This window comes from Dactylosporangium cerinum (genome assembly GCF_042653625.1).
In the GTDB taxonomy this organism is placed as follows: Bacteria; Actinomycetota; Actinomycetes; order Mycobacteriales; family Micromonosporaceae; genus Dactylosporangium; species Dactylosporangium cerinum.
Genome location: NZ_JBHSIU010000005.1, coordinates 144,001 through 168,106 on the forward strand (window position 1 = coordinate 144,001; position 24,106 = coordinate 168,106).

Consider the following 24,106-nt stretch of genomic DNA (forward strand, 5'->3'; position numbering starts at 1 on the left):
CCGTCCGACGGGCGAGAATACGCACGTGCGCTCACGTCGGGTCGGGGTAACCGCGGTCACTGTGACCACCGGCACGGCGTTTTCCGTGATCGCCGGGCTGCTGCTGGCCGCCTGCAGCGGAGGCACGCCGGTGGACCCGCCGTCGGTCCCGGCGACCGGCGTTCCCGCCCAGCCCGACCCGCGCGGCATGCTCGCCGCCCGGGTCGCGGTGGCCAAGGACCAGCGGTACATCGCCGCGTACACCCTCGTCGTGCAGGGCAAGGCGCCCCGGTCGGTGCTGGTCACCGTCGCCACCGACCGCACGTGGCGGGTCGACATCCAGGGTGGCGCGCTGGGCGGCACCGCCGACGTCGCGATCGCCAACCGGCCCGAGGGCGTCTACCAGTGCTCGATCAACCCCGCGAGCGGCTGCGTCAGGGTCGCCGCCAGCAACAAGAAGCTGCCGGTCTCGATCGACCCGCGGCTGCAGTACGTCTTCACCGCCTGGCTCGACGTGCTCCTGGACCGCCAGGTGCCGCTGGCAGTGGCTCCGGCGGACCCCCTGGCGGGCACGTCGGCGCCGTGCTTCGCGGTCGAGCCGGGCGTGACCTCGGTCCAGCCGCCGATCGACGCCGGTGTGTTCTGCTACAACGACCGCGGCATCCTCGCCGCCGCGAAGATCCCGATGGGCCAGCTGACGCTGACCGGGGAGCCGGTGGCGGCGCCCGAGACGATCTCGCTGCCCGGACCGGTGGTCACCACGGCGCCGCTGGGGACGTCCGCGCCGCCACCACCGAAGCCGTCGTCTTCGTCACCATCGGTTGCTCCGTCGATCTCGCGCTCCCGGTGAGTGGTAAGCTCTCGCTCGACATGTGGCAGACGGTTCTCCTTCTTCGTCGCCGCGACGAGGCCCGACAGGCCGGCACCTCGTCGCGGGGTTGAGTCGCGTCTGCGCTCCTGCCGGTCGACCCTTTCTGGTCCAGACCACCTTTTCAGGAGCATTGAGCCATGTCCGAGATCGCCAATCAGACTGCCAGCCGGATGCCCGTTGAGCGCTACCGGCCCTTCAGTGAACAGTTCCCGGTCCCGCTGACCGACCGCCAGTGGCCCTCCCGTGAGATCACCGTTGCGCCCCGCTGGTGCGCCGTCGACCTGCGCGACGGCAACCAGGCACTGATCGACCCGATGTCCGTGGAGCGCAAGCGCCGCATGTTCGGGCTGCTGGTCCGCATGGGCTACAAGGAGATCGAGGTAGGTTTCCCGTCCGCGTCGCAGACCGACTTCGACTTCGTGCGGACCCTGATCGAGCAGGACCTGATCCCGGACGACGTCACCATCCAGGTCCTGACCCAGTGCCGCGACACCCTGATCGAGCGCACGTTCGAGTCGCTGCGCGGCGCGAAGCGCGCCATCGTGCACTTCTACAACTCGACCTCCACGCTGCAGCGGCGGGTCGTGTTCGGCCTGGACCGGGCCGGGATCACCGACATCGCGACGAGCGCCGCGCGGCTGTGCCAGAAGTACGCCGAGGCGATCACCCCCGACACGGAGATCTACTACGAGTACTCGCCGGAGTCGTACACCGGAACCGAGCTGGACTACGCGCTGGAGGTCTGCAGCGCGGTCATCGAGGTGCTGCAGCCGACGCCCGACCGACCGCTGATCGTCAACCTGCCGGCCACGGTGGAGATGGCGACCCCCAACGTGTACGCCGACTCCATCGAGTGGATGTCGCGCAACCTGCCCCGGCGTGAGTCCGTCGTGCTGTCGCTGCACCCGCACAACGACCGCGGCACCGCCGTCGCCGCCGCCGAGCTGGGCCTGATGGCCGGCGCCGACCGGGTCGAGGGCTGCCTGTTCGGCAACGGTGAGCGCACCGGCAACGTCGACCTGGTCACGCTGGGCCTGAACCTGTTCTCCCAGGGCGTGGACCCGCAGGTCGACTTCTCCAACATCGACGAGATCAAGCGCACCGTCGAGTACTGCAACCAGCTGCCCGTGCACGAGCGGCACCCGTACGCCGGCGACCTGGTCTACACGGCGTTCTCCGGCTCGCACCAGGACGCGATCAAGAAGGGCCTCGACGCGTTGCAGCGCGACGCCGACGCCGCCGGCGTCGACATCGACCGCTACACGTGGGGCGTGCCCTACCTGCCGATCGACCCCAAGGACGTCGGCCGCTCCTACGAGGCGGTCATCCGGGTCAACTCGCAGTCCGGCAAGGGCGGCGTCGCCTACGTGATGAAGTCCGAGCACCACCTCGACCTGCCGCGCCGCCTGCAGATCGAGTTCTCCGGCGTCGTGCAGCGGCACACCGACGACGAGGGCGGCGAGGTCAGCCCGCAGGCGATGTGGGACTTCTTCTCCGGCGAGTACTTCTCGGACCGCCGGTTCGCGCTGCAGGGGTATGAGGCCTCGACCGTCGACGGCAAGGTCACGCTGACCGCCGACGTCGCGGTCGACGGTGCCGTCCGCTCGGTCTCCGCGACCGGTAACGGCCCGATCGACGCCTTCGTCCACGCGCTGGGCGACTTCGGCGTCGACGTGCGGGTCCTGGACTACGCCGAGCACGCCCTCACCGCGGGCGAGAGTGCGCAGGCCGCGGCCTATGTCGAGTGCTCCGTCGACGGCCAGACCTTCTGGGGCGTCGGCATCGACGCCAACATTGTGACCGCATCGTTGCGCGCGGTGCTGAGCGCCGCAAACCGTAACTGATCGTCGTTTCGAGTGGGCCGGTCCTGTTGGGCCGGCCCACTCGCTGTTATGTGGGTCCTGCCCAGATTTTCGTTCGCATGCGTCAGATCCTGCCGGTCCCGGCGTCCCGGCCGACAGGGACTGCGGTCCCGTCTTCCTGGGGTTCTCTCCCGGGTCGTGTCGGGAATCGCACCGTGGCGCTGCGCGCGCCGCGTGCGCCGATGCCGCACAGTGGTGGCGTGCGCCCCTCCAACGGCAAAGCCGTCATCCTCGCCCTCGCGCTCGCCACGGTGCTCACCGGCGCCGGCAGCTGCGAGGTCTCCTCCACACCGGGCGCGTCCGCGCCCAGTTCGACGTCCACGGCTGGCGGCGGTGGTGCCACCACCGGCGCGAGCAAGCCGGCCGCCGGCAACCCGGCCGCTGCCACCGCGGCCCTCGAGCAGCTCACCGTCGCGGCGAGCGGGTCGATGGCCGGCTACAGCCGCGAGAAGTTCACCCACTGGATCGGCCAGGGCGACGGCTGCGACACCCGCGACGTCGTGCTCAAGCGTGACGGCAAGGACGTCAAGGCCGACGCCGAGTGCAAGATCCTCTCCGGCACCTGGTACAGCCCGTACGACGACAAGAACCTCACCGACCCGAAGGCCCTCGACATCGACCACATGGTCCCGCTCGCGGCCGGCTGGCGCTCGGGTGCCAGCAAGTGGACCGATGAGCAGCGCAAGCAGTTCGCCAACGACCTGACGCGCCCGCAGCTCTTCGCCGTCAGCCTCCAGTCGAACCGGTCCAAGGGTGACCAGGACCCGTCGACGTGGAAGCCGCCGAACAAGGCCTACTGGTGCACGTATGCGCAAAACTGGGTAACGGTGAAGAGTTTTTACAAGCTGACCGTCACCATCGCTGAGAAGTCGGCCCTGACGGACATGCTCGCGACCTGCAAGTAGCCAGGTTTTTCTCTCGTTTGTGATGAAGGGCGGCCGAGATGGCAGACGCAGCACCGGGGCCGGCAGCGGCTCCGGCTACTACGGAGGCACCGGCCGCCCCTTCCGCTGTGGCGGGGGCCGAGGCTACGGGTTCAGCGGCGGCGGGTCCGGCTGCGGCTCCCGCTGAGGCTTCCCCGGCCGCTCCTGAGACTCCGGCAGCCGCTCCTGAGGCTTCCGCGGCTGCGCCTGCCGCGGCTGCGCCTGCCGCGGCTGCTCCAGCCGGGGGCGGGACGGCGGTGCCCGCGCCGTTGACGACCGACATCATGGCTGGGCCGGGCGGGGTGATGACCGACGAGGTCGGCGTCGTCACCGGCGAGCTCACCCTGCGCTCCGAGGTCGACGCCACGGGCGCCGCGCTCGTGCGGGTCCAGTACAAGGACGCCGAGGAGTGGTACGTGGTGACCGGCACCAAGACCCACCTCGGCGACCCCGCCGACATCGCCGCAGTGCACGCCGTGGCGGTCGGCATCCTGAACCGTCCCGAAGGCTAGACCGGACCGCCCGGCGTCCCCTAGACCGCCCGGCGTCCCTCGAAAGCGCGGCCCAGCGTGATCTCGTCCGCGTATTCGAGGTCACCGCCGACCGGCAGCCCGCTGGCGAGGCGGGTCACGTTGAGCCCCATCGGCTTGACCAGCAGCGCCAGGTACGTCGCGGTGGCCTCGCCCTCGGTGTTGGGGTCGGTCGCGAGGATCAGCTCCTTGCAGGTGCCGTCCGCGAGCCGCATCATCAGCTCGCGGACCTTCAGGTTGTCCGGCCCGACGCCCTCGAGCGGGTTGATCGCCCCGCCGAGCACGTGATACCTGCCCCGGAACTCACCGGTCCGCTCGATCGCGACGACGTCCTTGGGCTCCTCGACGACGCAGTACACCTCATCGCTGCGGCGTGGATCGCGACAGATCCGGCACAGGTCCGACTCCGCGACGTTGAAGCAGCGCGTGCAGAACCGCACGAGCTCCTTCACCCGGGTCAGCGCCTGGGCGAGCCGCTTCACGTCCGACGGGTCGGACGACAGCACATGGAACGCGATCCGCTGCGCGCTCTTCGGACCGACGCCGGGCAGCCTGCCCAGTTCGTCGATCAGATCCTGGATGGCACCTTCGTACATCTGCGGCGGTTAGAATCCGGGCAGCCCGAGGCCGCCGCCCAACCCGCCGAGCCCCGCCGTCAGCGGTCCCATCTTCTCCTCCGTCAGGTCCTTCGCGGCCTGCGCGGCGTTGTGCAGCGCGGCGACCACGAGATCCTCGAGGGTCTCCACGTCCTCCGGGTCGACCGCCTTCGGGTCGATCTTGATGCTGACCACCTCACCGGACCCGCGCACGACCGCCGTGACCAGGCCGCCACCGGCGGTGCCGGTCAGCTCGGCCTCGGCCAACTCGGCCTGCGCGGCAACCATCTGCTGCTGCATCTTCTGCGCCTGCTTCATCATCTGCTGCAGGTTGGGCTGTCCACCGGGGCGCACGGTCTGCTCCTCTTCGATACTCGGCAATGCTCAGCTGGTCTTACCTGGCTCGTCCAGCTGGTATACCCAGCCGGCGGTCTGTCCTGAAGCTGCATCTTCCCGCATGCCGCCCGGGCCGGCCGCACGCCGTCCCGCCTGGCTCGTTGCGCGGCTCGCGGGCCGTCCGGGTCATGCTCGGTGCACCGTCTCGCTTTGGCCGTGCTCAGCGGGCCGTCTCGCCTTGGTCGTGCTCAGCGGTCCGGCCTGCTCTGGTCGTGCCCAGCGGGCCGGGTCATCCCCGGCATGCCGATCTTGCTCAGCATGCCTCGTCGTGCTCGGTGCGTCTCTCGCTTGGTGCTCAGCGTGTCATCTCGCGTCGTGGTCAGTGCGCCAGGTCGCGTCGTGGCTGGCGGGCCGCCTCGCCCTCCTTGCGGGCTCGCCTTGCGGGCTCGCCCGGTGAACCCGCCCGGTGAACTCGCCTGTGAACTCGGCCTGCCGTTCTGCCTGGTGCTCGGCCCGCCTGGTCCGCCGGGTCCCGAGCTCGTGGTCGTGGGTTGGCGTGGTGGGCTCAGCTCGTCGTCTCGCCGATCTTCTCCGCGCCGAGGGCTTCGCTGAGCAGCCGCAGCGCGGCCTCTTCGCTTGACTCGCGCACGGAGTTGGCGTCATCGAGCAGTTCATCCCCCGGGTCCAACCCCGGAAACCGCGGATCGGCGACGGGTCGGTCATAGTCGGGATCGAATGGTGGCTCGTCCGCTCCCGCGCCTTCCCACACCGACTCGGCCGCCGGCGCGGACGCCGGCCCGCCCCGCCGCGGCGCGTTGGCCGCCCGGCTGGCGGCCTCCCGGGCCTGCTCGATCGCACTGCGTGACCGGGTGCCGTTCTGCGGCTTGGCGCCACCTTGCGTGCGGGGGCCGTTGGAGGACTGGCCGCCGTGCGTCCCGGTGGACGGACCGCCGCCGTTCGGCGACGGGCCGACTTGCGTGCCGGCACCGTTGAACGACTGCCCGGCGTCCGGCGACCTGGTCGCGCCCTGCACCGCTCCACCCGGAGCCGAGCCACCCGAACCCAGGCCACCCGAACCCAAACCACCCGAAGCCAAACCACCAGAAGCCAAACCACCAGAACCCAGGCCACCAGGACTCGCGCCGCCCGAAGCCGAACCACCCGGAGTGCTGGTGACGGGCCAGTCGGTCGCCTGCGCACCACCCGCATGGGTCTGCTCGCCGACGGTCGAGCCGCCCTGGCCGACCAGGGCGCGCGGATCCGCCAGCGCCCCACCGGACGGTGTGCGGACCACCCCACCGGGCACCGCCGGCGTCGGCCAGCCGTCTGACTGCGCGGCCATCCCGCCCGGCACGACGGCCATCCCGCCCCCGCCCGGCACGGCGGGCGTCGGCCACGCGTCGGCCTGGCCACCACCCGGCTGACCGCCCACGCGGCCGGCCTGCGCCGCGGTGCCGCCCGGCACGGCGGTCGTGGGCCATCCGCCCTGAGAACCGGCGGCGGCGCCAGGAACTGCCGCCGGGGTGGGCCAGCCGTCCCCCGACCCCACCGGTCCGGCGGTGCCACCGGACCTGGCGGAGGCCAGGCTGAGGTCCGCCGCCCGCGCGTCGGCCGGCACGGGATCGCCCGCGGGACGTGCCGGCGTCGGCCAGGCCTCGGCGGCCTGCTGCGGCACCGCCACGCCGCCACGAGGACCGCTGTCAGCAGGTCCCGGCGGCGGGCTGCCCGGCCCGGAGGGTGACGTCGGTCGCGGCGGACTGGGTCGGCTGCCGCCGCCCCCGCCGCCCGGCTGGCCGCCGACCTCGCACCTGATCTGCCACTTACCGCCGAGCAGCTCGCTCAGCGCGGCGATCAGCACGTCGGGTGAGGCATTGAGCATGTTGGCGTGCGCCGTGTGCTTGAACCCGAGGACCAGTGTGGTGCCCTCGACGTCCTGCACGGTCGCCTCGCGGACGATCGCCGCGGCCTTCTTCGACTTCCCGCTCACCAGGGACAGCACATCCGCCCACACCCGCCGGACCGCACCGGCGTCGAGCGCACCGACCGCCTGCCCACCCTGCACCGGCTGAGGGGTCGCGTGAGGCGGAGCCGACTGGAAGGAGGCAGGCTGAGACGGGGCAGAAGGGGGCTGCTCATGCCCGACCGGCGCCACGGCCACGTGCTGCTCAGCCGCGGGCTGCGCCGGCCGCTCCGACACCGACGCGGGAGGGGCCGAAGACGCGGGCGCAGACGCAGACACAGGCGCGGACACAGATGCAGGCGCGGACACAGATGCAGGCGCGGACACCGCGGCGGACGACGCCGGCTGGCTGGGCGCGGCCGGCTCGGCAACCGCAGCGGAGGGCACGGGCGCGCCACCGACCGGCGCCACAACGGCGCCGCCCGCCAGCACCCGCCGCTCCATCCGCTCCAGACGCTGCAGCAGCGCGTTGGTGGAGTCGTCCGCCCCGGGCAGCAGCATGCGGGCCGTGATCAGCTCCAGCAGCAGCCGCGGCGCGGTGGTCCCGCGCATCTCGGTCAGCCCGTTGTGGACGATGTCGGCGAACCGCGAGAGGGTCGCCTGCCCGAGCTGGGTCGCCTGGGCGCCCATCCGCTCGAGCTGGTCGTGCGGCGCGTCGAGCAGGCCCTTCGCGACCGCGTCGGGGACCTGCTGCAGGACGATGAGGTCGCGGAGCCGCTCGAGCAGGTCGGAGGCGAACCGCCGCGGGTCGTGCCCCGCCTCGACGACCCTGTCGATGACGCCATAGGCGCCGCGCCCGTCGTCGGCGGCGAGTGAGTCGCACATCTCGTCGATGAGGGCAACGTCGGTGACGCCGAGCAGGGCCACGGCCCGCCGGTAGGTGACGCCGTCCGGACCGGCACCCGAGATCAGCTGGTCCAGGACCGAGAGCGAGTCCCGGGCACTGCCCGCGCCCGCCCTGACCACGAGCGGGAACACGGCCGGCTCGACGGCGACGCCCTCGGCGGCGGTCAGCTGCTCCAGGTAGGGACGGAGCACCCCCGGCGGGATCAGCCGGAACGGGTAGTGGTGGGTGCGGGACTTGATCGTCCCGAGCACCTTCTCGGGCTCCGTGGTCGCGAAGACGAACTTCACGTATTCCGGCGGCTCTTCGACGAGCTTGAGCAGCGCGTTGAACCCGGCCGACGAGACCATGTGCGCCTCGTCGATGACGTAGACCTTGAACCGGCTGGAGACCGGTGCGAAGAACGCCCGCTCCCGCAGGTCGCGCGCGTCGTCGACGCCACCGTGACTGGCGGCGTCGATCTCGATGACGTCGATCGAGCCGGAGCCGTCGGGCGCGAGCGCGCGGCACGAGTCGCAGTCGCCGCACGGGTCGGGTGTGGGGCCCTTCTCGCAGTTCAGCGAGCGGGCGAGGATGCGCGCGCTACTGGTCTTGCCGCAGCCGCGTGGCCCGGAGAACAGGTAGGCATGGTTGAGCCGTCCCGAGCGCAACGCCTGCGACAGCGGCTCTGTGACGTGCTCCTGCCCGATCACCTCGGCGAACGTGCGAGGCCGGTACTTGCGGTACAGCGCGAGCGCCACCAGCGGACCTCCGTTCGCGTCATCGGCTCGGTGTGGCGGGCCGGGACCACGGTACCTCCAGGCACCGACAAAATCGCTCTGCCGCGACCCGCCCGTGGCCCGGACATGAAGAGGCCACCCGTGCACCCGTCAGAGCTCACTTATCCTTGCTGCCTTCCGGCCCTGGGGAGGTTCGTAAGATGACGCCGCACGAGTGGCTTAGGAACACAATACCCCGTAGCGCGCGGCGGTCGGGGCATGGGTATCCTGGCGCACGGAGGATTCGCCTAGAGGCCTAGGGCGCACGCTTGGAAAGCGTGTTGGGATAAAACCCTCACGAGTTCGAATCTCGTATCCTCCGCCAGCCTGACCAGGCAGAACGCCGGGAAGCCCGCCAGGGCCGCCCGGCGTTTCGGCTTCTCTAGCCGCCCAGCCGTCCCAGGTCCGCGAGGGTGAAGCGCAGGCCGGCCTCGTCGACCGGGGTCACCGTGCCGTCGTCTTCCAGCCGGTACTGCCCCTGCGTGGGGTTGAGCAGTGAGGCCGGAGCATCGGCGTACACCTCGACGAACACCAGGTAGTGACCCTTCGGACGCAGACTGACACTGCCGGCCTCGATGAACTCCGTGCCCTTGTAGCGGCCGCCGCCCTGCTTGATCTCCAGCGCCGCCGGCGCCTCGCCTTTGAAGATCCGTCCGACGGTGGCGGCGAACACGGTGTGCACGTCGGGCACCGTCGCCGTCGCCCCGCGAACCTCGGCCTTCCCGGCAAGGGTCACCTCGGCGACGAGGTCGGCCTTGGCGAACAGCTCGGCCAGTGTCGGGTAATGGGGGTAATCGGCCTGATATTCGACCGTTTTGGCCTTCATGTCCGGCATGCGGTTGCAGCCCGCCAGCGCGAGCAGCAGGACGGCGAGCAAGGCGACCCTCATGCGGGCTTGGACTCCCGAGCGGCCGATCCGGTTCCCCACGCTCAATCTGCCATATAGCTGAATGTGAGCTAGCGGATAGTGACGGCACATGCGACGATGAGCGCATGGCCAAACCGGCTCTGGAGGCGTTGAAACACAACAGCACCCGGCGGCCACCGGGTGCTGTTTGTGATCGCTTCCACCTCTACGACTACGCGGAGGGTCAGCGGTGATACCCACAGCAATCCTTGCGCATCGAGAACCCCTCCGCAAGACCGAGAGGGGAAAGGAGATGCGCACCTTCTATCGGAGTCCGGACATCATGGTCACCAGCGACCACGTTGCCGTCCTCCAGCCGAGTCCAGCCCGCTTCCGGATGACCGAACTCCATGGGGCGTACATCGTCCGGCACGGATCTCCCTCGATCCGCCCACTGCTGGAGATCAGAGCGCGCTACGGCAGCAGCGACGTTCGGCTCTTCTGCACCACGGACGCCCGCACCTTCGGTCAGGTCCGCCGCGCCTTGATCAGAGCCCTGGAGCAGTGCAAACCAGCACGTAGTTAGGTCCCGAAAGACCGCGCGCGGGCATGCCTCGCGCGCGGTCATCCCGGGTTCATCGAGATGATGCAGAAACGCAACTTGCAATATCGCACCTTGCCGGGTGGCTGGTCGTTACCATCCCGTGGGCGACCACCCGCGCGCCCGTTTTGCCTGCGTCCTCCCATGAGGCTGACGCGCGGTGCACCACACGCTTGTTACGGTTTTTGGCGTTGACCGCGTGCAGCCATGATCATGCGCGTAGGGTCTGGAAGTGGCTAGCTGCCTGCAATGTCGCAGGTAGACATGTGTCCCTTGGAGGGGCTGGACGTCATGGCATCGGGTGACACTCCTGCCGTGGCCCGCCGCACGGTCCGTTTGGCAATCAAAGATGCGCGGACGGCGAAAGGCCTGACGCAGACGCAGGTCGCTGAGGCGATGGAGTGGTCGCTCTCCAAGGTGATGCGCATCGAGAGCGGCGAGGTCACGATCTCCCAGAATGACCTCCGCCCGTTGCTGACATATCTCAGCGTCCGCGAAAAAGCTCGGGTCGACGAGCTCATTCAAGCGGCGAAGGCCTCGAAGCAGCGCCGGCAGTGGTGGGACGAACGCCGGTTCGCGAGCCTCGTGACGACCGCCATGAAACAATGGTTCAGTTACGAGTTCGAGGCGACCTCCATACGGATCTTCTGCGCTTCCTATCTGCCCGCCTTCCTGCAGACCCCGGCATTCGCACGAAGTCTGCTGGAATTCTTCGAGGACGAGCTGAGCAAAGAGGAGATCACGGCGCGCATCGAGACCCGGACGCGCCGCAGGCAGGCAATCGATCAACGCAAGGTCAAACCGCAGATCTTCATGCTGTTGGACGAATCGGTCCTCTACCGCGGCCATGGGCACCCTGACGTGCTCCGGCAACAACTCTCCGCCGCGCTGGAAGTCATTCGAGAGGGCTGGGTGACGGCCCGGATCGCACCCTACGAGGTCGTCAATCCCGGCATCGGCCATTGGGAGATCCTGTATCTCGGCCAAGAGGACCTGGAGCATGCGGTCCTCTATCGCGAGAACGCCACCCGGGACGAGATCATTGATGACCCCGCCAGCCTGACGCGCCACCTGAAACAGTGGAACAAGATCTGGCAGGCCGCCCACGACGAAGAAAAGTCAGTGGAACTCATCGAACGGCGCATCGGCGAGCTCGTCGAGAAGTCTGCCCGCACAAAATCGACTCCCTAGGGAGTTTGGCACCACCAAGCGATGTTCACATGCGAAAGGAAACCGGGTAACGTGCTGCCGACCACAGGGCCATTGACGTGGCGTAAGAGTAAAGCGTGCTCAAACGCCGCGTGCATCGAGATTGCCGAGCAATCGAGTAGTTTCCTGATGCGGGACTCCAAAGAGGCCCGAGGCCCCATGTTGACCTTCAGCCGAGCGGATTGGGGCAACTTCATCGCCGGCATCCGGGACAACACCTTAAAGCGGGAATGAGCCGGCCCTCAGCCGGACAGGCCCTGCTCGTCATGCCGCACCGCAGCGATGAACAACGCCCAACTCGTGCTGTCGAAGGACAGCCGGGGTCCGTCAGGATCCGTCGAGTCGCGCACCAGCTGGCCGTCCGCCCCGGTCGCCACTTCAATGCAGGCGTTTGACGCGCAGAACCGACTCTTTCGCCAGATCAGATTCTCTCGACCGTCAGTCACAGAGTCCTCCTCACCTAGACCTGGCATCCAGGATACGGACGGTCACGACCGGCGCCACCGAGATTCATCGATTTGCGTGACTTTGGCATATGTGAATGCCTCATTCATGCGCAAACCGGGGTGAAAAGGCGATGGTTGTGCCGCCTGCGTTATGCACTTCGCAGGCGGCACAACCCTTCAGGTCGCTAGAGGACCCGGTTGAGCAACTGATACGCCTCGTCGTAACCGGCCAGGTCGCGCCGGTCCATACTGCGAGAACGAGCCTCGAACGCCCTCATGAGCGCCCGCTTGACCTGGCCGAACATGAGCATGTCCGAGGAACTGAACAGGGTGACCTGCACGCCCAGGTGCCGACCCACCAGGTGCAGTGTCCGGGGCGTGAACGCGCGTGATGTCGAACCCACCATCGGCGGGGCGGTGAGCGCGGCGAAAGCGAACAGGTACTCCCCCGCCGAATTGATCACCGGCCACGCGATGAGCACGCCGACGACGGCCAGAACGCCCATCACCATCAGAACGATCCGAACCGGGTGAATCGAACCCCGGACGACGTGCACCCCCTGCACCTCGTCCAGCACGAAAACCCGGGGCTCCGGCGACCACAGGGCGAAGATCTCCTCTGTGATCATCAGGTCGGTACTTCGATAGAACACCGTCGTTGACATTGCTCCCCCTCCATGTCGGGCAAGTCATCGCGGTCGTCCGTGCTACGAGGTGGTTCTGCGGGTCCCCATCCGCAAGCGAATCACCACGCAGTCAGAGTCGGTTGTCGATCCGGGCCCGGCCCCCACCGGACACTTGAGCGGTTGAGACTCTGGCCGTCCATCCGCTGTCCCAGTATGGATGAGGTGCCTCACAGATCGCCAGACCACAACCTGCCATATCGCAGATTGACGTACAACGGATGGCCGCACCGCACCCACACGTCTCCTGCCGGTCACCTTGAGCGGCCGAACGAGCGACCCCGGAAGGCGCCGGGACGGCGAAACGCCCGACATTGCCCTAAAAGAGAGGCGGCGGGTTTGCGGTGGGCGGCGCGGTCATCGGCCTGCCCGCCTGCGGCGCGGGGACGGTCACGAACATCCCCAACAACGGCACCGGCGGCAACACCGTCACGATCGCGCACGCTGACGGGTACAAGAGTCAATATCTGCACCTGTCCGCGTTCGTGCTTGCCAATGGCACGTCGGTGGCCCGCGGCGCGACCGTCGGAAGGTCCGGCGGCGCGGTCGGCGCACCCGGCTCCGGCTCCTCCACCGGCCCACACCTGCACTGGCACATGATCAACCCGAGCGGTACCAGGATCAATCCGCTGGAGTACGTCGCGGCCCACCCGCCCACCGGCGCCCTGCCCAAGACCACCACCGAGACAACCGGCGAACCAGGCCCGGCGTGCTACCGCCGGATGCAGAACTGGCTCCGCCTGACCAACGGCTACACCGGCCCGATCGACGGCGTCATGGGCACCATCTCCTGGCGCGGCTTCGCCCGCTTCCTCAACCTCGACGCCTGGGACTAGTCAGCAGGGACACCCTCACACAACCCGGAACGACGAACGCCCGGTCTCGTCCGCAGGGGACGAGCCGGGCGTTCGTGCTGGCCGAGTGCGGTGGCGCGGGGATTCGAACCCCGGGAAGGCTTGCACCTTCACACGCTTTCGAGGCGTGCTCCTTAGGCCACTCGGACACGCCACCGCCGAGAAGGCTACCGGATGCCTGGCCGCGTCCGCGCGGGGGATCGCCGTTTGGCAGGATCGGGGGCATGAGCACGCACATCGGCGCTGAGCCGGGCGACATCGCTGAACTTGTCCTCATGCCGGGAGACCCGCTGCGGGCCAAGTGGATCGCTGAGACGTTCCTGGAGGACGCCCGCTGCTACTCGACGGTGCGGAACATGTTCGGCTTCACGGGGACGTTCGAGGGCACCCGGGTCAGTGTGCAGGGGTCGGGGATGGGGATGCCGTCGGCCAGCATCTACGCGCATGAGCTGATCAACGACTACGGGGTGAAGTCGCTCATCCGGGTGGGGAGTTGTGGGGCGCTGGTCGAGTCGCTCAAGTTGCGGGACGTGGTGGCGGCGATCGGGTCCAGCACGGACTCGAACATGAACCGGGCCAGGTTCGACGGGCTGATCGACTACGCGCCGGTGGCGGACTTCGGGTTGTTGCGCACGGCGGTGGACGTGGCCGCGGCGCGGGGCATCGAGATGCGGGTCGGGCCGATCCTGGCCGCTGACGCGTTCTACACGGATCGGCCCGACCTGTACGACCGGCTGGCCGACTACGGCGTGCTGGCCGTGGAGATGGAGTCGGCGGCGTTGTACACGATCGCGGCCCGGTTCCAGGCGAAGGCGTTGACCCTGCTCACGGTCAGCGACCACCTCAAGACCGGCGAGCGGACGACGGCCCAGGAGCGGGAGCAGACGTTCAGCCAGATGGTGGAGATCGCCCTGAAAACGATCATCGCCTGAGTTCAGAGCAACAAAGCCCGGAGCAACAAAAGCCCGGAGCAACAAAAGCCCGGAGCACCTAGGAGCCCAGAGCAACGGTCGGTGAGAGCCGGGCGGCCCGCACCGCGGGGTACAGCCCGGCCAACCCGCCGATCAGCAGCGTCGCCAGCAGCCCGCCGCCGAGCACCCACACCGGCACCACCACCGGCCACGATCGCGCCAGCGCGAACCCAGCGGTGATCACAACACCCAGCACCAGACCGCCGGCGGCGCCGAGCAGGGACAGCAGCAGCGACTCGGTCAGGAACTGCAGCCGGATCTGGGCCCGGCGGGCGCCCAGGGCCCGGCGCAGGCCGATCTCGGCGCGCCGCTCCAGCACGGAGATGACCATGGTGTTGGCCACGCCGACGCCGCCGACCAGGAGTGCCACCGCGCCGAGGCCGAGCAGCAGGCCGGTGAAGGCCGCGTCGAACGCGGCGCGGGCGGCCAGGGCGTCGGAGGGGCGGGAGACCTGCACCTCGTTGGGCGCCGACGGGTTGGCGGTGGCGGCGAGGACTCCCGCGACGGCGGTGACGGCGTCCGGGCGGGCCCGGGCGTAGATGGTGGTCGGGTAGCCGTCGAAGTCGAGCACCTCGGTCGCTGTGGACCAGCCGATCAGGGCCGCGGAGTCGAGCTCGGGCGCCAGCGGCACCGGCGCGAGGACCCCCACGACGGTGAACCAGTGCCCGCCCAGCCACACCGTCAGGCCCGGCGACACCCCGAGCAACCCGGCGGCCCGCGACCCGAGCACCACCGTCGGGATCGCACCGGAGCCCAGGTAGGAACCGGCGGACACGGCCCCGCCGACCGTGGACAGCAGCTGGGGCGACGCGGCGAGCACGGAGATGCCACCGGTCTCCGTGACCGGGATGCGGTCGGTTCGGTACACCCGGGCCGACGCCACCCGTCCCGTGGAGGACACCGAGGTGACCGGTCCGATCCGGGCGACCATGGCCACCGATGAAGACGGCAGGTGCGACGCGTCGCCGAAGAACGACTTGCCTGGGCCGACCGACAGCAGGTTGGTGCCGAGGGCGTCCAGTTGCCGGTCCAGCTGTGCGCGGCTGGAGGCGGAGATGCCCACCACGGCGACCATCGCGGCGATCCCGATCGCTATGCCGAGGGCCGACAGGACGACCCGCAGCGGCCGGGTGCGCAGGCCGGCGCCTCCCACCCGTACCACATCCAAGAAGGAGAGCTTCACAAGATCCTCCCGTCGCGCATCCGCACGCGTCGAGGGAGAGCCGCGGCAATGTCCCGGTCGTGTGTGATGACGATCACCGTGGTGCCGCTCGTGTGCAGGTCCCGCAGGAGCGACAGGACGGCGGCCCCGGCGGCGGTGTCGAGGTTGCCGGTCGGCTCGTCCGCGAGCACGAGGGGTGGCGCCCCGACGATGGCGCGGGCGACGGCGACGCGCTGGCGTTCGCCGCCGGACAGCTGGTGGGGCCGGTGGGTGACGCGGTGGCCGAGCCCGACCCGCTCGAGGGCGGCGCGGGCCCGGCGCCGCCGCGAGGCCAGCGGCACCCCCGAATAGAGCAGCCCGTCGGCGACGTTGTCGAGGGCGGTCACCCCCGCGGCGAGGTGGAACTGCTGGAAGACGAACCCGATCGTCCGGGCACGCAGGCCGGAGAGCCGGTCGTCGTCGAGGGCGCCCACGTCGAGGCCGGCGATCTCGACGGTGCCGCCGGTGGCGCAGTCGAGCGTGCCGATGAGGTTGAGCATCGTCGACTTGCCGGAGCCGGAAGGCCCGACGATCGCCAGCATCTCGCCGGCCGCGACCGACAGCGAGACGCCGTCGAGTGCCGTGACGCCGCCGGGGTACGACTTCCGCACGTCCCTGAGTTCGATCATGCCGCTGTCCCGAAGATCATGCCGCTGTACCGAAAGGTCATGGCGCTGTCCAAAAAGGTCATGCCGCTGTCCCGACGGTGAGGCCCTCGCGGAGGTCCGGGCCGGAGACCTCGACCCGGCCGTCGGCGAACAGGCCGGTCGTGACGGCGACGGTCCGGACCGTGCCGCCGTCGAGCAGCTGCAGCCCGTAGCCGCCCTCGGCGAGTGCGACCAGCGCCGACACGGGCACGATGAGCACGTTGTCGCGACGCGAGGCGACGAGGGTGACGTCGACGGGCGCCGAGGAGTACCGGTCCACGGAGAGGCTCACCGTCACGTCGACGGTGACGATCGACGGCGGGCCCGGCTGCACGGTGGCGACGGCGCCGATGGCCGTGATGGTGCCGGGCACGGTGGCACCGTCGGGGAGTTTCACGGTCGCCGGGTCGCCGACGGTGGCGAGGTCCTGCTTGGTGACGTCGAGCTTGACGGTGACCTGGCGGGTCGGACCGGTCCAGTCCAGGATCGGGCCGGTGGCGTTGTCGCCGAGGTGCCCCTTGACGGCGCCGACCCGGATCGCGGTGGGGGCCATGACGACCCGGCCGAGCTCGACGACGCCGGTCTCGGGCAGGCCGAGCCGCTCCTGCCAGTCCTGCACCGCCGACGCGGTCGCCGACGTGAACGCGTCGTCGACGGTGAACCCCTTGAAGCCGAGCGCCGACAGGTTGCTCTCGAAGGCGGCGACGTCGGCACCGGAGTCGCCGGCGCGCAGTTGCCGGAACAGCGGCGCGGACGCGTACATGAGCAGCACCGGCGTGCCGTCGACCTGATAGAGCGGCTGGCCGCGCTCGACGGTGCGCCCCTCGCCGGGCAACCCGGTGATCATGCCGGGCAGCCGGCCGACGACGGTGGTCGCGGCGCCGAAGTCCAGGGTGCCGTCGACGTCCTCGGTCTGCGTGATGGTCCCGCGGACGATCTTCGTGGTGGCCGGCGGGACCGGGGCGGCGGCCACGGGCGGGTCGCGGTCCAGCAGCAGCCACCCGCCGGCGCCGGCGAGCAGCACGGCGGGCAGCACGAGCAGGAGGGTGCGCTTCACCGGCCCACCACGCTCCTGCACGCGTTGGCCGCGTCCCGGAACGCGGGGCTGTTGATGTCGATGGCGCCGTTGCCGAGCAGGTCGGCGACGCCGCTGGCCGGGTCGGGGTCGGGCATGTCGATGCCGTGCTCGCGCATGCACCTGGCGAACGCGCGGGCCTGCTCGAGCTGCTCCGGGGTGAGGTTGCTCAGGGTGCCGCCGTTGGGCAGCAGCTGCTGGCAGGCGGACATCGCCTCGGCCGCCTTGCCGCGGTCGACGTCGCCGCTCATCTGCAGCTCGCCGTCGGGGCCGGGGTCGGGCACCTCGACGCCGTGCTCCCGCATGCACTTGGCGAAGCGCCGGTTGGCCTCTGCCTTGTCCGCCGTTGGGGACGCCGACACGGTGGCGCCGCCGCCGGCCGTGGCGACCGAGGGGCCGGTGGTGGACGAGCAGGCGGCCAGCAGCAGCACGGCCGCCGTCGTCAACAGAACGCGTCTCATGCCAGCAGGAGACCCGCGCGGCGATAAAACGGACATGAGCGAAACCGCTTATCCCGGGCTTACGCGGCGTACGGGCACCATGGACCTGTGCGGGTTCTGGTGGTCGAGGACGAACAGTTGCTGGCCGACGCGGTTGCCGAGGGGCTGCGGCGGGAGTCGTTCGCGGTCGACGTGGCCTACGACGGCGACGGCGCGCTGCAGCGGCTCGGGGTCAACGAGTACGACGTGCTGGTCCTGGACCGGGACCTGCCGGAGGTCGGCGGCGACGACGTGTGCCGGTGGGTGAGCGCCGAGCTGCCCGAGACCCGGATCCTGATGCTGACGGCCGCGTCGGCGGTCCTCGACCGGGTCGACGGGCTGTCGCTCGGCGCCGACGACTACCTGGGCAAGCCGTTCGCGTTCGCGGAGCTGGTCGCGCGGGTCCGGGCCCTCGGCCGGCGGGCCCGGGCCGCGACGCCGCCGGTGCTGGAGCGCGGGGACCTGCGCCTGGACCCGAACCGGCGGGAGGTGTTCCGGGCCGGTCACTACGTGGCGCTGACGCGCAAGGAGTTCGCGGTCCTCGAGGAGCTGCTGCGGGCCGGCGGCGGGGTGCTCAGCGCCGAGCAACTGCTGGAGCGGGCCTGGGACGAGCACATCGACCCGTTCACCAACGTGCTGCGGGTGACGGTAATGACGCTGCGGCGCAAGCTCGGCGACCCACCGGTGATCGAGACGGTGGCCGGCGTGGGGTACCAGATCCGATGAGCGGGCCGGAGCGCAGCGGAGGAGCCGCGAATCATGTGCGCAGCGTCGGCTCAGGCCGGCGCCGGAGCGCAGCGGAGGCGACGGCATGAGCGGGCCGGAGCGCAACGGAGGAGCCGCGAATCATGTGCGCAGCGTCGGCTCAGGCCGGCGCCGGAGCGCAGCGGAGGCGACGGCATGAGCAGGCTGGGTATCAGGACCAGGCTGACCGTCCTGTACGGCGTGCTGTTCCTGCTCGGCGGCGCGACCCTGCTCGGCGTCACGTATTTCCTGGTCAAGCAGAACATCCACCAGCGCAACACCGCCTCGGTCGGGTCGCTCCCGGCGGAGATCAAGTTCGGGGACGTGGACGTCAACGCGTTCGTGAGACAGCTGCAGGACCGCCAGGCCGAGATCGAGAACAACACCCTCGACGCGCTGCTCACCCAGGGCGGGATCGCGCTCGGGCTGGTGACGGTGATCGGGGTCGGGTTCGGCTGGCTGATGGCGGAGCGGGCGCTGCGCCCGGTCGGGCGGATCACGGAGACGGCGCGGCGGGTCGCCGGCGGCAACCTGCACGAGCGGATCGCGCTCAAGGGGCCGGCCGACGAGATCAAGGAGCTCGCGGACACGTTCGACTCGATGCTGGAGCGCCTCGACGCCGCGTTCGACGGGCAGCGCCGGTTCGTGGCCAACGCGTCGCACGAGCTGCGCACGCCACTGACGATCAACCGGACGCTGATCGAGGTCGCGCTGGGCCGTGCCGCGCCGCCTCCGGAGCTGGTGCACCTCGGCGAGACCCTCCTCGCGGTCAACGCGCGACACGAACGGCTGATCGACGGGCTGCTCACGCTCGTCGCCTCCGAGCAGGCGCTGACCGTGCACGAGACGGTGGACGTCGCGGAGATCGCCCGGCACGTCACGGCCGGGAAGGTCGCCGAGGTCTCCCTGGAGGCCGCGATCACGGTCGGCGACCCGGTCCTGCTGGAGCGGGTGGTGCAGAACCTCGTCGACAACGCCGTCGCCTACAACGTGCCCGACGGCACGGTGTGGGTCCGGACCCGCACCACCGGGTCGCGGGCCGAGCTGGTCGTGGAGAACACCGGTCCTGCGGTCCCGGCGTACGAGGTGCCGCGGCTGTTCGAACCGTTCCGCCGGCTCCGGTCGCGGACCGGCTCCGCCACCGGGACGGGGCTGGGGCTGTCGATCGTGCGCTCGGTCGCGGTCGCACACGGCGGGCGGGTCGACGCGCGGCCCCGCGACGGTGGCGGCCTGGTGGTGACGGTGACCCTTCCCACACAAAACTAACCGACCGATCGGTTTTTTAGTTGGTACGGTCAGCGCATGCCCACCGTGGACGGCCGCCTGCTGCGCGGCGAGCGGGCCCGCACCGCGATCCTCGACGTGGCCGTGGGCCTGGCGACGGAGTCGGGCCTTGACGGGCTCTCGTTCAGCCAGCTCGCCGAGCGGGCCGGGATCAGCAAGTCGGGCCTGTTCGCGCACTGGGCCACCAAGGAGGAGCTGCAGCTCGCCGCGGTCGCGCACGCCGAGCAGCGCTTCACCGAGGTGGTGGTGCGGCCGGCCCTGCGGGCGCCGCGCGGCATCCGCCGGCTGTGGGCGCTGCAGGAGAGCCGCCTCGCCGACATGGCCAGCGGCGCCCTGCCCGGTGGCTGCTTCTTCACCAACGCGCAGTTCGAGTTCACCGTGCGCCCCGGCAGCGTCCGCGACGCGCTGAGCGCCGCCCTCGCCGACTGGCACACCCTGCTGGAGCGGCTGATCGCCGAGGCGGTCGAGCTGGGCGAGCTGCGGGCCGACGTGCCCCCGGCGCAGCTGGCGTTCGAGCTCAACGCGCTCGGCACCGCCGCGGTCTACGAGTCGCGCCTGCTGTGGGCGGACGAGATCTACACGTACGCGCGAACGGCCGCCCTGCAGCGGCTCCGCGGCCTTGCCCTGGTTCCGTATCTGGAGGATCTGCCATGACCACTGTCGTGCTGCCCGGTCACGTGTCCCCGTTCGTCGTGCACTTCGACGATCTCGACGCGATGGGCATCGTGCACAACGCCCGCTACGCGGTGTTCCTGGAACGGGCCCTGTCCCAGTGGTGGAGCGAGCGCGGCCATTCCTACGCCGGCGGCCGGCCGACCACGTCCGACGTGCTGCACGCCGTCGCCGAATACTCGATCTCCTACAAGACCCCGGTCCGCGGCACCGGCGAGATCGGCGTCCACTTCTGGGTCGAGACGCTGGGTGAGACGAGCGCCGTCTACCGCTTCCGCATCCTGTCCGCGGACGGGCAGACCGTGCACGCCGAGGGCCGGCGGGTCAACGTGAAGCTCGACCCCCGCACCCTGCGGCCCGCGCCGTGGAGCGACGACGCCCGCACTCACGCGCACAGTCTGCTAGCGCCGGTCGTCGAAGAAGCCGCGTAGCAGCACGGCGGACTCCTCCGCCAGGACGCCGGCGAGCACCTCGGGGCGGTGGGTGAGCCGGCGGTCGCGCAGGACGTCCCACAGGGAGCCCGCCGCGCCGGTCTTCGGCTCCCACGCACCGAAGACCACGGTGCCGATCCGGGCGAGCACCAGCGCGCCGGCGCACATCGTGCACGGCTCGACGGTGACCACCAGGGCGCAGTCCTCCAGCCGCCACGCACCGAGCCGCGTGGCGGCCCGGCGCAGCGCCAGGATCTCGGCGTGCGCCGTCGGGTCGCCGGTGGCCTCCCGCTCGTTGTGGGCAGCGCCGAGCTCCGTGCCGTCCGGGCCGAGGACGACCGCCCCGATCGGCACGTCGGCGCCGGCGGACGCGGCGACCAGCAGGGCCCGCCGCATCGCCGGCTCCCAGCGCTCGCGCAATGGCCTCAGGCCTCGCGCAGCTCTTCGATCTCGTCGCCGGCACCGATCGCCTGGCAGATCTCGGCCGTCAGGTCGGCCGGGAGCATGCCCTCCTGGGCGCACAGCTCCAGCAGCCGCCCGCCGGGCAGGCCCAGGTCGGCGAGGAGCTCCGGATCCCCGACCGGCTCGATGTCGGGCTCGACCGAGGGTCCCTCCTCGTCGTCATCGTCGTCGACGTCGTCGTCGATCTCCTCGTCGGCGATCTCCGGCAGCTGCTCCTCGATGTCGCCGAGGAGGATGGCGCCGAGACGCGACTCCGCGGCGAAGATCGAGTCGGAGCCGAAGATCCGCAGATCCTCACCGTCGTCGAGGCGCAGGATCACCAGATACGCGTCGTCGGACTCGACGAACAGCAGTGACACCGTCGCGTCCGGGTCGGTGTCGCGCAGGCGTTCGGTGATCTCCTCGACGTCGGCGACGCCACTGAGGTCGAGCTCGGCCGCGGCCCAGCTCTTGGAGCCGCGTGTGACAGCGGCAGCGAAGTGCGACACGGTCCCCCCGGTCGGTGTTCGTCGTTACCCGAGAACACTATTCGAGCAGATCGGCGGTTGGCGCAGGGCTAGTCGGCGAGTCGTCGGCGAGTCGCAATGAGCTCGCGGAGACGATCGGCGCGGAGACGGCGTGGATGGAGCCGCTCGCGAAGCGCTTTCGCGTCCGCCAGCTCGACCAGCAGCGCGAGCCGCCGACGACGCCGCTCGGGATCGAGCCGCTGCAGCCTCAAAGCCATGTTGCTGAGAGTGATACTCGTCGCAATCCACGTCAAGACCACGCGGCAAAGTCCTTGTGCCAGCTACCGAACGTAGCTTTTCGATGCGGATCCGCTGTCACCTTCGATGCGAATCCACTGTCACCTTCGACCGCGGATCCACTGCCACCTCGACGCGGATCCACTGTCACCAGAGCAGCCAGTCGCCGCCGGCCAGCCGGTATGCCACGACGATCCCGGCGATCGCCAGAGCGATGCCGCTGGACACCGCGACCCCGACGGCGACGCCACGGTCGCCGAACCTCGCCAGGATGAACGCCGCGGCCCACGACACCAGCGCGGCGATCAGCGTGAGCCAGATGTAGCCGCGCGCGGACGTGGCGAGCAGCCCGAACAGCAGCATCCAGGCGGCCCCGGCGGCGGCTCCGGCGGTGACCATCTGGCTGCGCACCGGCAGCGGCTCGCGATAGGTGGGCCGCGGCGGCCCCTGGCTGACCACGAACGGCGGCGGCCGCAGCACGCCCTGCCAGGCCCCGTAGGACGCGGCGGGGGTGAGCGGCCGGGTGGTGCTCAGTCGCGGCGGCGGCCCGATGACCGGCGGCCCGTTGGCGCCCGGCCAGACCGCGCGGCCGGCAGGCATCGCGGCGGTCACCCCGGACGCCCCGTGCGGGGGCGGCGCCACCGGATGCGCGCTGCTGGGCAACGCCGGCGCCGGTGTCGCGGGGTGCGTCGCAGGGTGCTTCACAGGGCGCGAAGCGTCCGGTGAGCTCCACGGCGACTCGTTCACTGCCACGAAAAAGAGCTTAGCCCGGCCTCCCCACAGGGACGACCGGGCTGAGCTACGCGACCTACCGAAGGGCGAAGGACTATCCGAACAGAGCGATCCGCTTCTGCGTCACGCCGCCGATGGTGGTGAACTCACCACCGGCGACCACCTGGTCGAGCGCCGGGTTGGCGGCCATGGCGCGCACGCCGGCGACCCCGTTGCCCTGCGGCGCCCAGTCCAGCAGCTTGCCGCGGGCGTCGATCGCGGCGAGCTTGACCCGCGACACCGACCCGTCCGTGCAGGCGCCCTGGGAGCCGTTGCTGTTCGTCGTGCAGGCCTTGTCGTAGTGCCCGCCGACGTACGCGACGCCGTCGAGCACGGTGAGCGCCTGCACGTCACCGTCGAAGACCCGGGTCCACTGGACCTTGCCGGCGGGGGTGTAGGCGACCGCACGTCCGCCCTGCCCGCCCATGCCCGCGTAGATCCCGTCCGGCCCGACCGCCACGGCGAGGACGATCGCCGAGGGCCGGGGCATGAAGTTCTTGTCCAGCTTGCCGTCCTCCGCGTCGACCGCGGTGAGCCGCAGCGCGTTGCTGACCCCGTTGGTCTTGTGGAAGGAGCCGCCGAGGTACACCCGGCTGCTCGTCACCGCCAGGGTCTCCACGCGGTCGTCGGTGGTGGGGGCCCAGCCCGCGTCGAGTTCGCCGGTGGTGAGGCTGAACGCGGCGAGGTTGGTCCGCTTGGCGGTGTCGATCGTGGTGAACTTGCCGCCGACGTACAGCCGTCCGCCACCCACCCCGAGGGTGACCGGCGAGCCGGACACCGCATGGTTGAACGCATTGACGGCGCCGGTGGTCGCGTCGAGCTCCGCGAGCGAGTCCCGCTTGACCCCGGCGACCTTCGCGAAGTCACCGGCCGCATACACAGAGTTACCGTTCACGGCGAGCGCCCGGACCGTGTTGTCGGCCGCCGGCGCCCAGTCGAGCAGCGCACCGGTGTGGGCGTTGATCGCCGCGAGCCGGCTGCGCGTGATGCTCTTGCCGTTGACGATGGCCTTGCCGAACGATCCACCGACGTAAACGGTTCCGCCGTCGGAGGAGTAGGCCACGGCCCACACGGTGCCGTCGAACGACGGCGACAGCAGCGGCGTCTTCTCGACCACCGCGGCGCCGGCTTCGGCGCCACCGAAGAGGCCGCACACCACGGTCGCGGCCGCCGCCGCGAGCGCCGTTCTTACTATTTGCCGGAAAAGTCGCATGGGACCACGCTAACGGGTTGTAACCGCCCAAATAGGCGCTAATGGTCATGCTTAAGGCGTTCGGCGGCCGTCCCGAGCCGAACGGGTGAGCGGGTGGTGTGCGAGAGTTCCGCA

26 protein-coding genes, 2 tRNA genes and 1 other RNA gene are annotated in these 24,106 nt (G+C 70.3%); 13 read left to right on the top strand and 16 right to left on the bottom strand.

The window, feature by feature from the left end; genetic code table 11:
- Positions 1-25 precede the first annotated feature (25 nt).
- The 4 genes from ACFPIJ_RS04085 to ACFPIJ_RS04100 all read left to right on the top strand — a co-directional run bounded on the left by ACFPIJ_RS04085 (position 26) and on the right by ACFPIJ_RS04100 (position 4,147).
- Positions 26-829: a hypothetical protein gene (locus tag ACFPIJ_RS04085; RefSeq protein ID WP_380113225.1), complete on the top strand. Its 804-nt coding sequence runs from the start codon at positions 26-28 to the stop codon at positions 827-829.
- A gap of 158 nt (positions 830-987) precedes the next feature.
- Complete coding sequence (leuA, locus tag ACFPIJ_RS04090; RefSeq protein ID WP_380113226.1) at positions 988-2,694, top strand: 2-isopropylmalate synthase; 1,707 nt, start codon at positions 988-990, stop codon at positions 2,692-2,694.
- A 200-nt stretch (positions 2,695-2,894) separates the two neighbouring features.
- Positions 2,895-3,617, top strand: a complete 723-nt coding sequence (locus tag ACFPIJ_RS04095) for an HNH endonuclease family protein (protein WP_380113306.1) — start codon at positions 2,895-2,897, stop codon at positions 3,615-3,617.
- Positions 3,618-3,904: 287 nt separating this feature from the next.
- Positions 3,905-4,147 carry a hypothetical protein gene (locus tag ACFPIJ_RS04100; RefSeq protein ID WP_380113227.1) on the top strand — a complete coding sequence of 81 codons (243 nt, stop codon included), beginning with the start codon at positions 3,905-3,907 and terminating at the stop codon, positions 4,145-4,147.
- 20 nt (positions 4,148-4,167) lie between these two features.
- On the opposite strand, the gene recR is transcribed toward ACFPIJ_RS04100, so the two are convergent.
- The 4 genes from recR to ffs all read right to left on the bottom strand — a co-directional run bounded on the left by recR (position 4,168) and on the right by ffs (position 8,842).
- Positions 4,168-4,761 (bottom strand): recombination mediator RecR, encoded by a 594-nt coding sequence (gene recR, locus ACFPIJ_RS04105; protein ID WP_203849181.1) that lies wholly within the window; start codon positions 4,759-4,761, stop codon positions 4,168-4,170.
- A 9-nt stretch (positions 4,762-4,770) separates the two neighbouring features.
- Positions 4,771-5,091: a YbaB/EbfC family nucleoid-associated protein gene (locus ACFPIJ_RS04110; protein ID WP_380113307.1), complete on the bottom strand. Its 321-nt coding sequence runs from the start codon at positions 5,089-5,091 to the stop codon at positions 4,771-4,773.
- Between the two features lie 571 nt (positions 5,092-5,662).
- Positions 5,663-8,641, bottom strand: a complete 2,979-nt coding sequence (locus ACFPIJ_RS04115; RefSeq protein ID WP_380113229.1) for a DNA polymerase III subunit gamma and tau — start codon at positions 8,639-8,641, stop codon at positions 5,663-5,665.
- Between the two features lie 107 nt (positions 8,642-8,748).
- An RNA gene (ffs, locus tag ACFPIJ_RS04120) (signal recognition particle sRNA small type) lies at positions 8,749-8,842 on the bottom strand.
- 54 nt (positions 8,843-8,896) lie between these two features.
- Between ffs and ACFPIJ_RS04125 the strand changes: the two genes are divergently transcribed.
- Positions 8,897-8,984 (top strand) — tRNA-Ser (locus ACFPIJ_RS04125).
- Positions 8,985-9,041: 57 nt separating this feature from the next.
- Here the strand turns inward: ACFPIJ_RS04125 and ACFPIJ_RS04130 are convergent.
- Positions 9,042-9,536: a hypothetical protein gene (locus ACFPIJ_RS04130; RefSeq protein WP_380113230.1), complete on the bottom strand. Its 495-nt coding sequence runs from the start codon at positions 9,534-9,536 to the stop codon at positions 9,042-9,044.
- Between the two features lie 886 nt (positions 9,537-10,422).
- Between ACFPIJ_RS04130 and ACFPIJ_RS04135 the strand changes: the two genes are divergently transcribed.
- Positions 10,423-11,298 (top strand): helix-turn-helix domain-containing protein, encoded by an 876-nt coding sequence (locus ACFPIJ_RS04135; RefSeq protein WP_380113231.1) that lies wholly within the window; start codon positions 10,423-10,425, stop codon positions 11,296-11,298.
- Between the two features lie 21 nt (positions 11,299-11,319).
- The gene (locus tag ACFPIJ_RS04140; protein ID WP_380113232.1) at positions 11,320-11,550 is read left to right on the top strand and encodes a DUF397 domain-containing protein; all 231 of its coding nucleotides are present in this window, start codon (positions 11,320-11,322) and stop codon (positions 11,548-11,550) included.
- Between the two features lie 8 nt (positions 11,551-11,558).
- On the opposite strand, the gene ACFPIJ_RS04145 is transcribed toward ACFPIJ_RS04140, so the two are convergent.
- Together ACFPIJ_RS04145 and ACFPIJ_RS04150 are read right to left on the bottom strand one after the other, a co-directional pair.
- Complete coding sequence (locus ACFPIJ_RS04145; RefSeq protein WP_380113233.1) at positions 11,559-11,762, bottom strand: DUF397 domain-containing protein; 204 nt, start codon at positions 11,760-11,762, stop codon at positions 11,559-11,561.
- Between the two features lie 185 nt (positions 11,763-11,947).
- Complete coding sequence (locus ACFPIJ_RS04150; RefSeq protein WP_380113234.1) at positions 11,948-12,427, bottom strand: DUF6232 family protein; 480 nt, start codon at positions 12,425-12,427, stop codon at positions 11,948-11,950.
- A 362-nt stretch (positions 12,428-12,789) separates the two neighbouring features.
- On the opposite strand from ACFPIJ_RS04150, the gene ACFPIJ_RS04155 reads away from it, so the two are divergent.
- A complete protein-coding gene (locus ACFPIJ_RS04155; protein ID WP_380113236.1) occupies positions 12,790-13,281 on the top strand; it encodes a M23 family metallopeptidase in 492 nt (163 codons plus the stop codon).
- An 88-nt stretch (positions 13,282-13,369) separates the two neighbouring features.
- Here ACFPIJ_RS04155 and ACFPIJ_RS04160 read toward each other — a convergent pair.
- Positions 13,370-13,456 (bottom strand) — tRNA-Ser (locus tag ACFPIJ_RS04160).
- Positions 13,457-13,523: 67 nt separating this feature from the next.
- On the opposite strand from ACFPIJ_RS04160, the gene deoD reads away from it, so the two are divergent.
- Positions 13,524-14,231 (top strand): purine-nucleoside phosphorylase, encoded by a 708-nt coding sequence (gene deoD / locus ACFPIJ_RS04165; protein WP_380113237.1) that lies wholly within the window; start codon positions 13,524-13,526, stop codon positions 14,229-14,231.
- A 58-nt stretch (positions 14,232-14,289) separates the two neighbouring features.
- On the opposite strand, the gene ACFPIJ_RS04170 is transcribed toward deoD, so the two are convergent.
- From ACFPIJ_RS04170 to ACFPIJ_RS04185, 4 genes are read right to left on the bottom strand one after another with little or no spacing between them, the layout of a single operon-like run.
- A complete protein-coding gene (locus ACFPIJ_RS04170) occupies positions 14,290-15,453 on the bottom strand; it encodes an ABC transporter permease (RefSeq protein ID WP_380113238.1) in 1,164 nt (387 codons plus the stop codon).
- On the bottom strand, positions 15,450-16,100 hold the full coding sequence (locus ACFPIJ_RS04175) for an ABC transporter ATP-binding protein (protein ID WP_380113239.1): 651 nt from the start codon (positions 16,098-16,100) through the stop codon (positions 15,450-15,452). Before ACFPIJ_RS04175 ends, ACFPIJ_RS04170 begins: the two co-directional genes overlap by 4 nt.
- Before the next feature lie 58 nt (positions 16,101-16,158).
- Complete coding sequence (locus ACFPIJ_RS04180) at positions 16,159-17,175, bottom strand: peptidoglycan-binding protein (RefSeq protein ID WP_380113240.1); 1,017 nt, start codon at positions 17,173-17,175, stop codon at positions 16,159-16,161.
- A complete protein-coding gene (locus ACFPIJ_RS04185; protein WP_380113241.1) occupies positions 17,172-17,654 on the bottom strand; it encodes a hypothetical protein in 483 nt (160 codons plus the stop codon). The genes ACFPIJ_RS04180 and ACFPIJ_RS04185 overlap by 4 nt, the downstream gene beginning before the upstream one ends.
- 87 nt (positions 17,655-17,741) lie before the next feature.
- Between ACFPIJ_RS04185 and ACFPIJ_RS04190 the strand changes: the two genes are divergently transcribed.
- The 4 genes from ACFPIJ_RS04190 (at position 17,742) to ACFPIJ_RS04205 (ending at position 20,803) form a co-directional block, all read left to right on the top strand.
- Positions 17,742-18,398 (top strand): response regulator transcription factor, encoded by a 657-nt coding sequence (locus ACFPIJ_RS04190; RefSeq protein WP_203849201.1) that lies wholly within the window; start codon positions 17,742-17,744, stop codon positions 18,396-18,398.
- Between the two features lie 174 nt (positions 18,399-18,572).
- The gene (locus ACFPIJ_RS04195; protein WP_380113242.1) at positions 18,573-19,682 is read left to right on the top strand and encodes a sensor histidine kinase; all 1,110 of its coding nucleotides are present in this window, start codon (positions 18,573-18,575) and stop codon (positions 19,680-19,682) included.
- A 36-nt stretch (positions 19,683-19,718) separates the two neighbouring features.
- Positions 19,719-20,354 (top strand): TetR/AcrR family transcriptional regulator, encoded by a 636-nt coding sequence (locus ACFPIJ_RS04200; protein WP_380113243.1) that lies wholly within the window; start codon positions 19,719-19,721, stop codon positions 20,352-20,354.
- Positions 20,351-20,803 (top strand): acyl-CoA thioesterase, encoded by a 453-nt coding sequence (locus tag ACFPIJ_RS04205; RefSeq protein WP_380113244.1) that lies wholly within the window; start codon positions 20,351-20,353, stop codon positions 20,801-20,803. The genes ACFPIJ_RS04200 and ACFPIJ_RS04205 overlap by 4 nt, the downstream gene beginning before the upstream one ends.
- On the opposite strand, the gene ACFPIJ_RS04210 is transcribed toward ACFPIJ_RS04205, so the two are convergent.
- The 4 genes from ACFPIJ_RS04210 to ACFPIJ_RS04225 form a co-directional block, all read right to left on the bottom strand.
- A complete protein-coding gene (locus ACFPIJ_RS04210; protein WP_380113246.1) occupies positions 20,774-21,199 on the bottom strand; it encodes a nucleoside deaminase in 426 nt (141 codons plus the stop codon). The genes ACFPIJ_RS04205 and ACFPIJ_RS04210 overlap by 30 nt on opposite strands.
- A 29-nt stretch (positions 21,200-21,228) precedes the next feature.
- Positions 21,229-21,753 carry a tRNA adenosine deaminase-associated protein gene (locus ACFPIJ_RS04215; protein WP_380113247.1) on the bottom strand — a complete coding sequence of 175 codons (525 nt, stop codon included), beginning with the start codon at positions 21,751-21,753 and terminating at the stop codon, positions 21,229-21,231.
- Positions 21,754-22,155: 402 nt separating this feature from the next.
- Positions 22,156-22,713, bottom strand: a complete 558-nt coding sequence (locus ACFPIJ_RS04220) for a hypothetical protein (protein WP_380113248.1) — start codon at positions 22,711-22,713, stop codon at positions 22,156-22,158.
- Between the two features lie 121 nt (positions 22,714-22,834).
- Positions 22,835-23,992, bottom strand: a complete 1,158-nt coding sequence (locus ACFPIJ_RS04225; protein ID WP_380113249.1) for an NHL repeat-containing protein — start codon at positions 23,990-23,992, stop codon at positions 22,835-22,837.
- Positions 23,993-24,106: the final 114 nt, after the last annotated feature.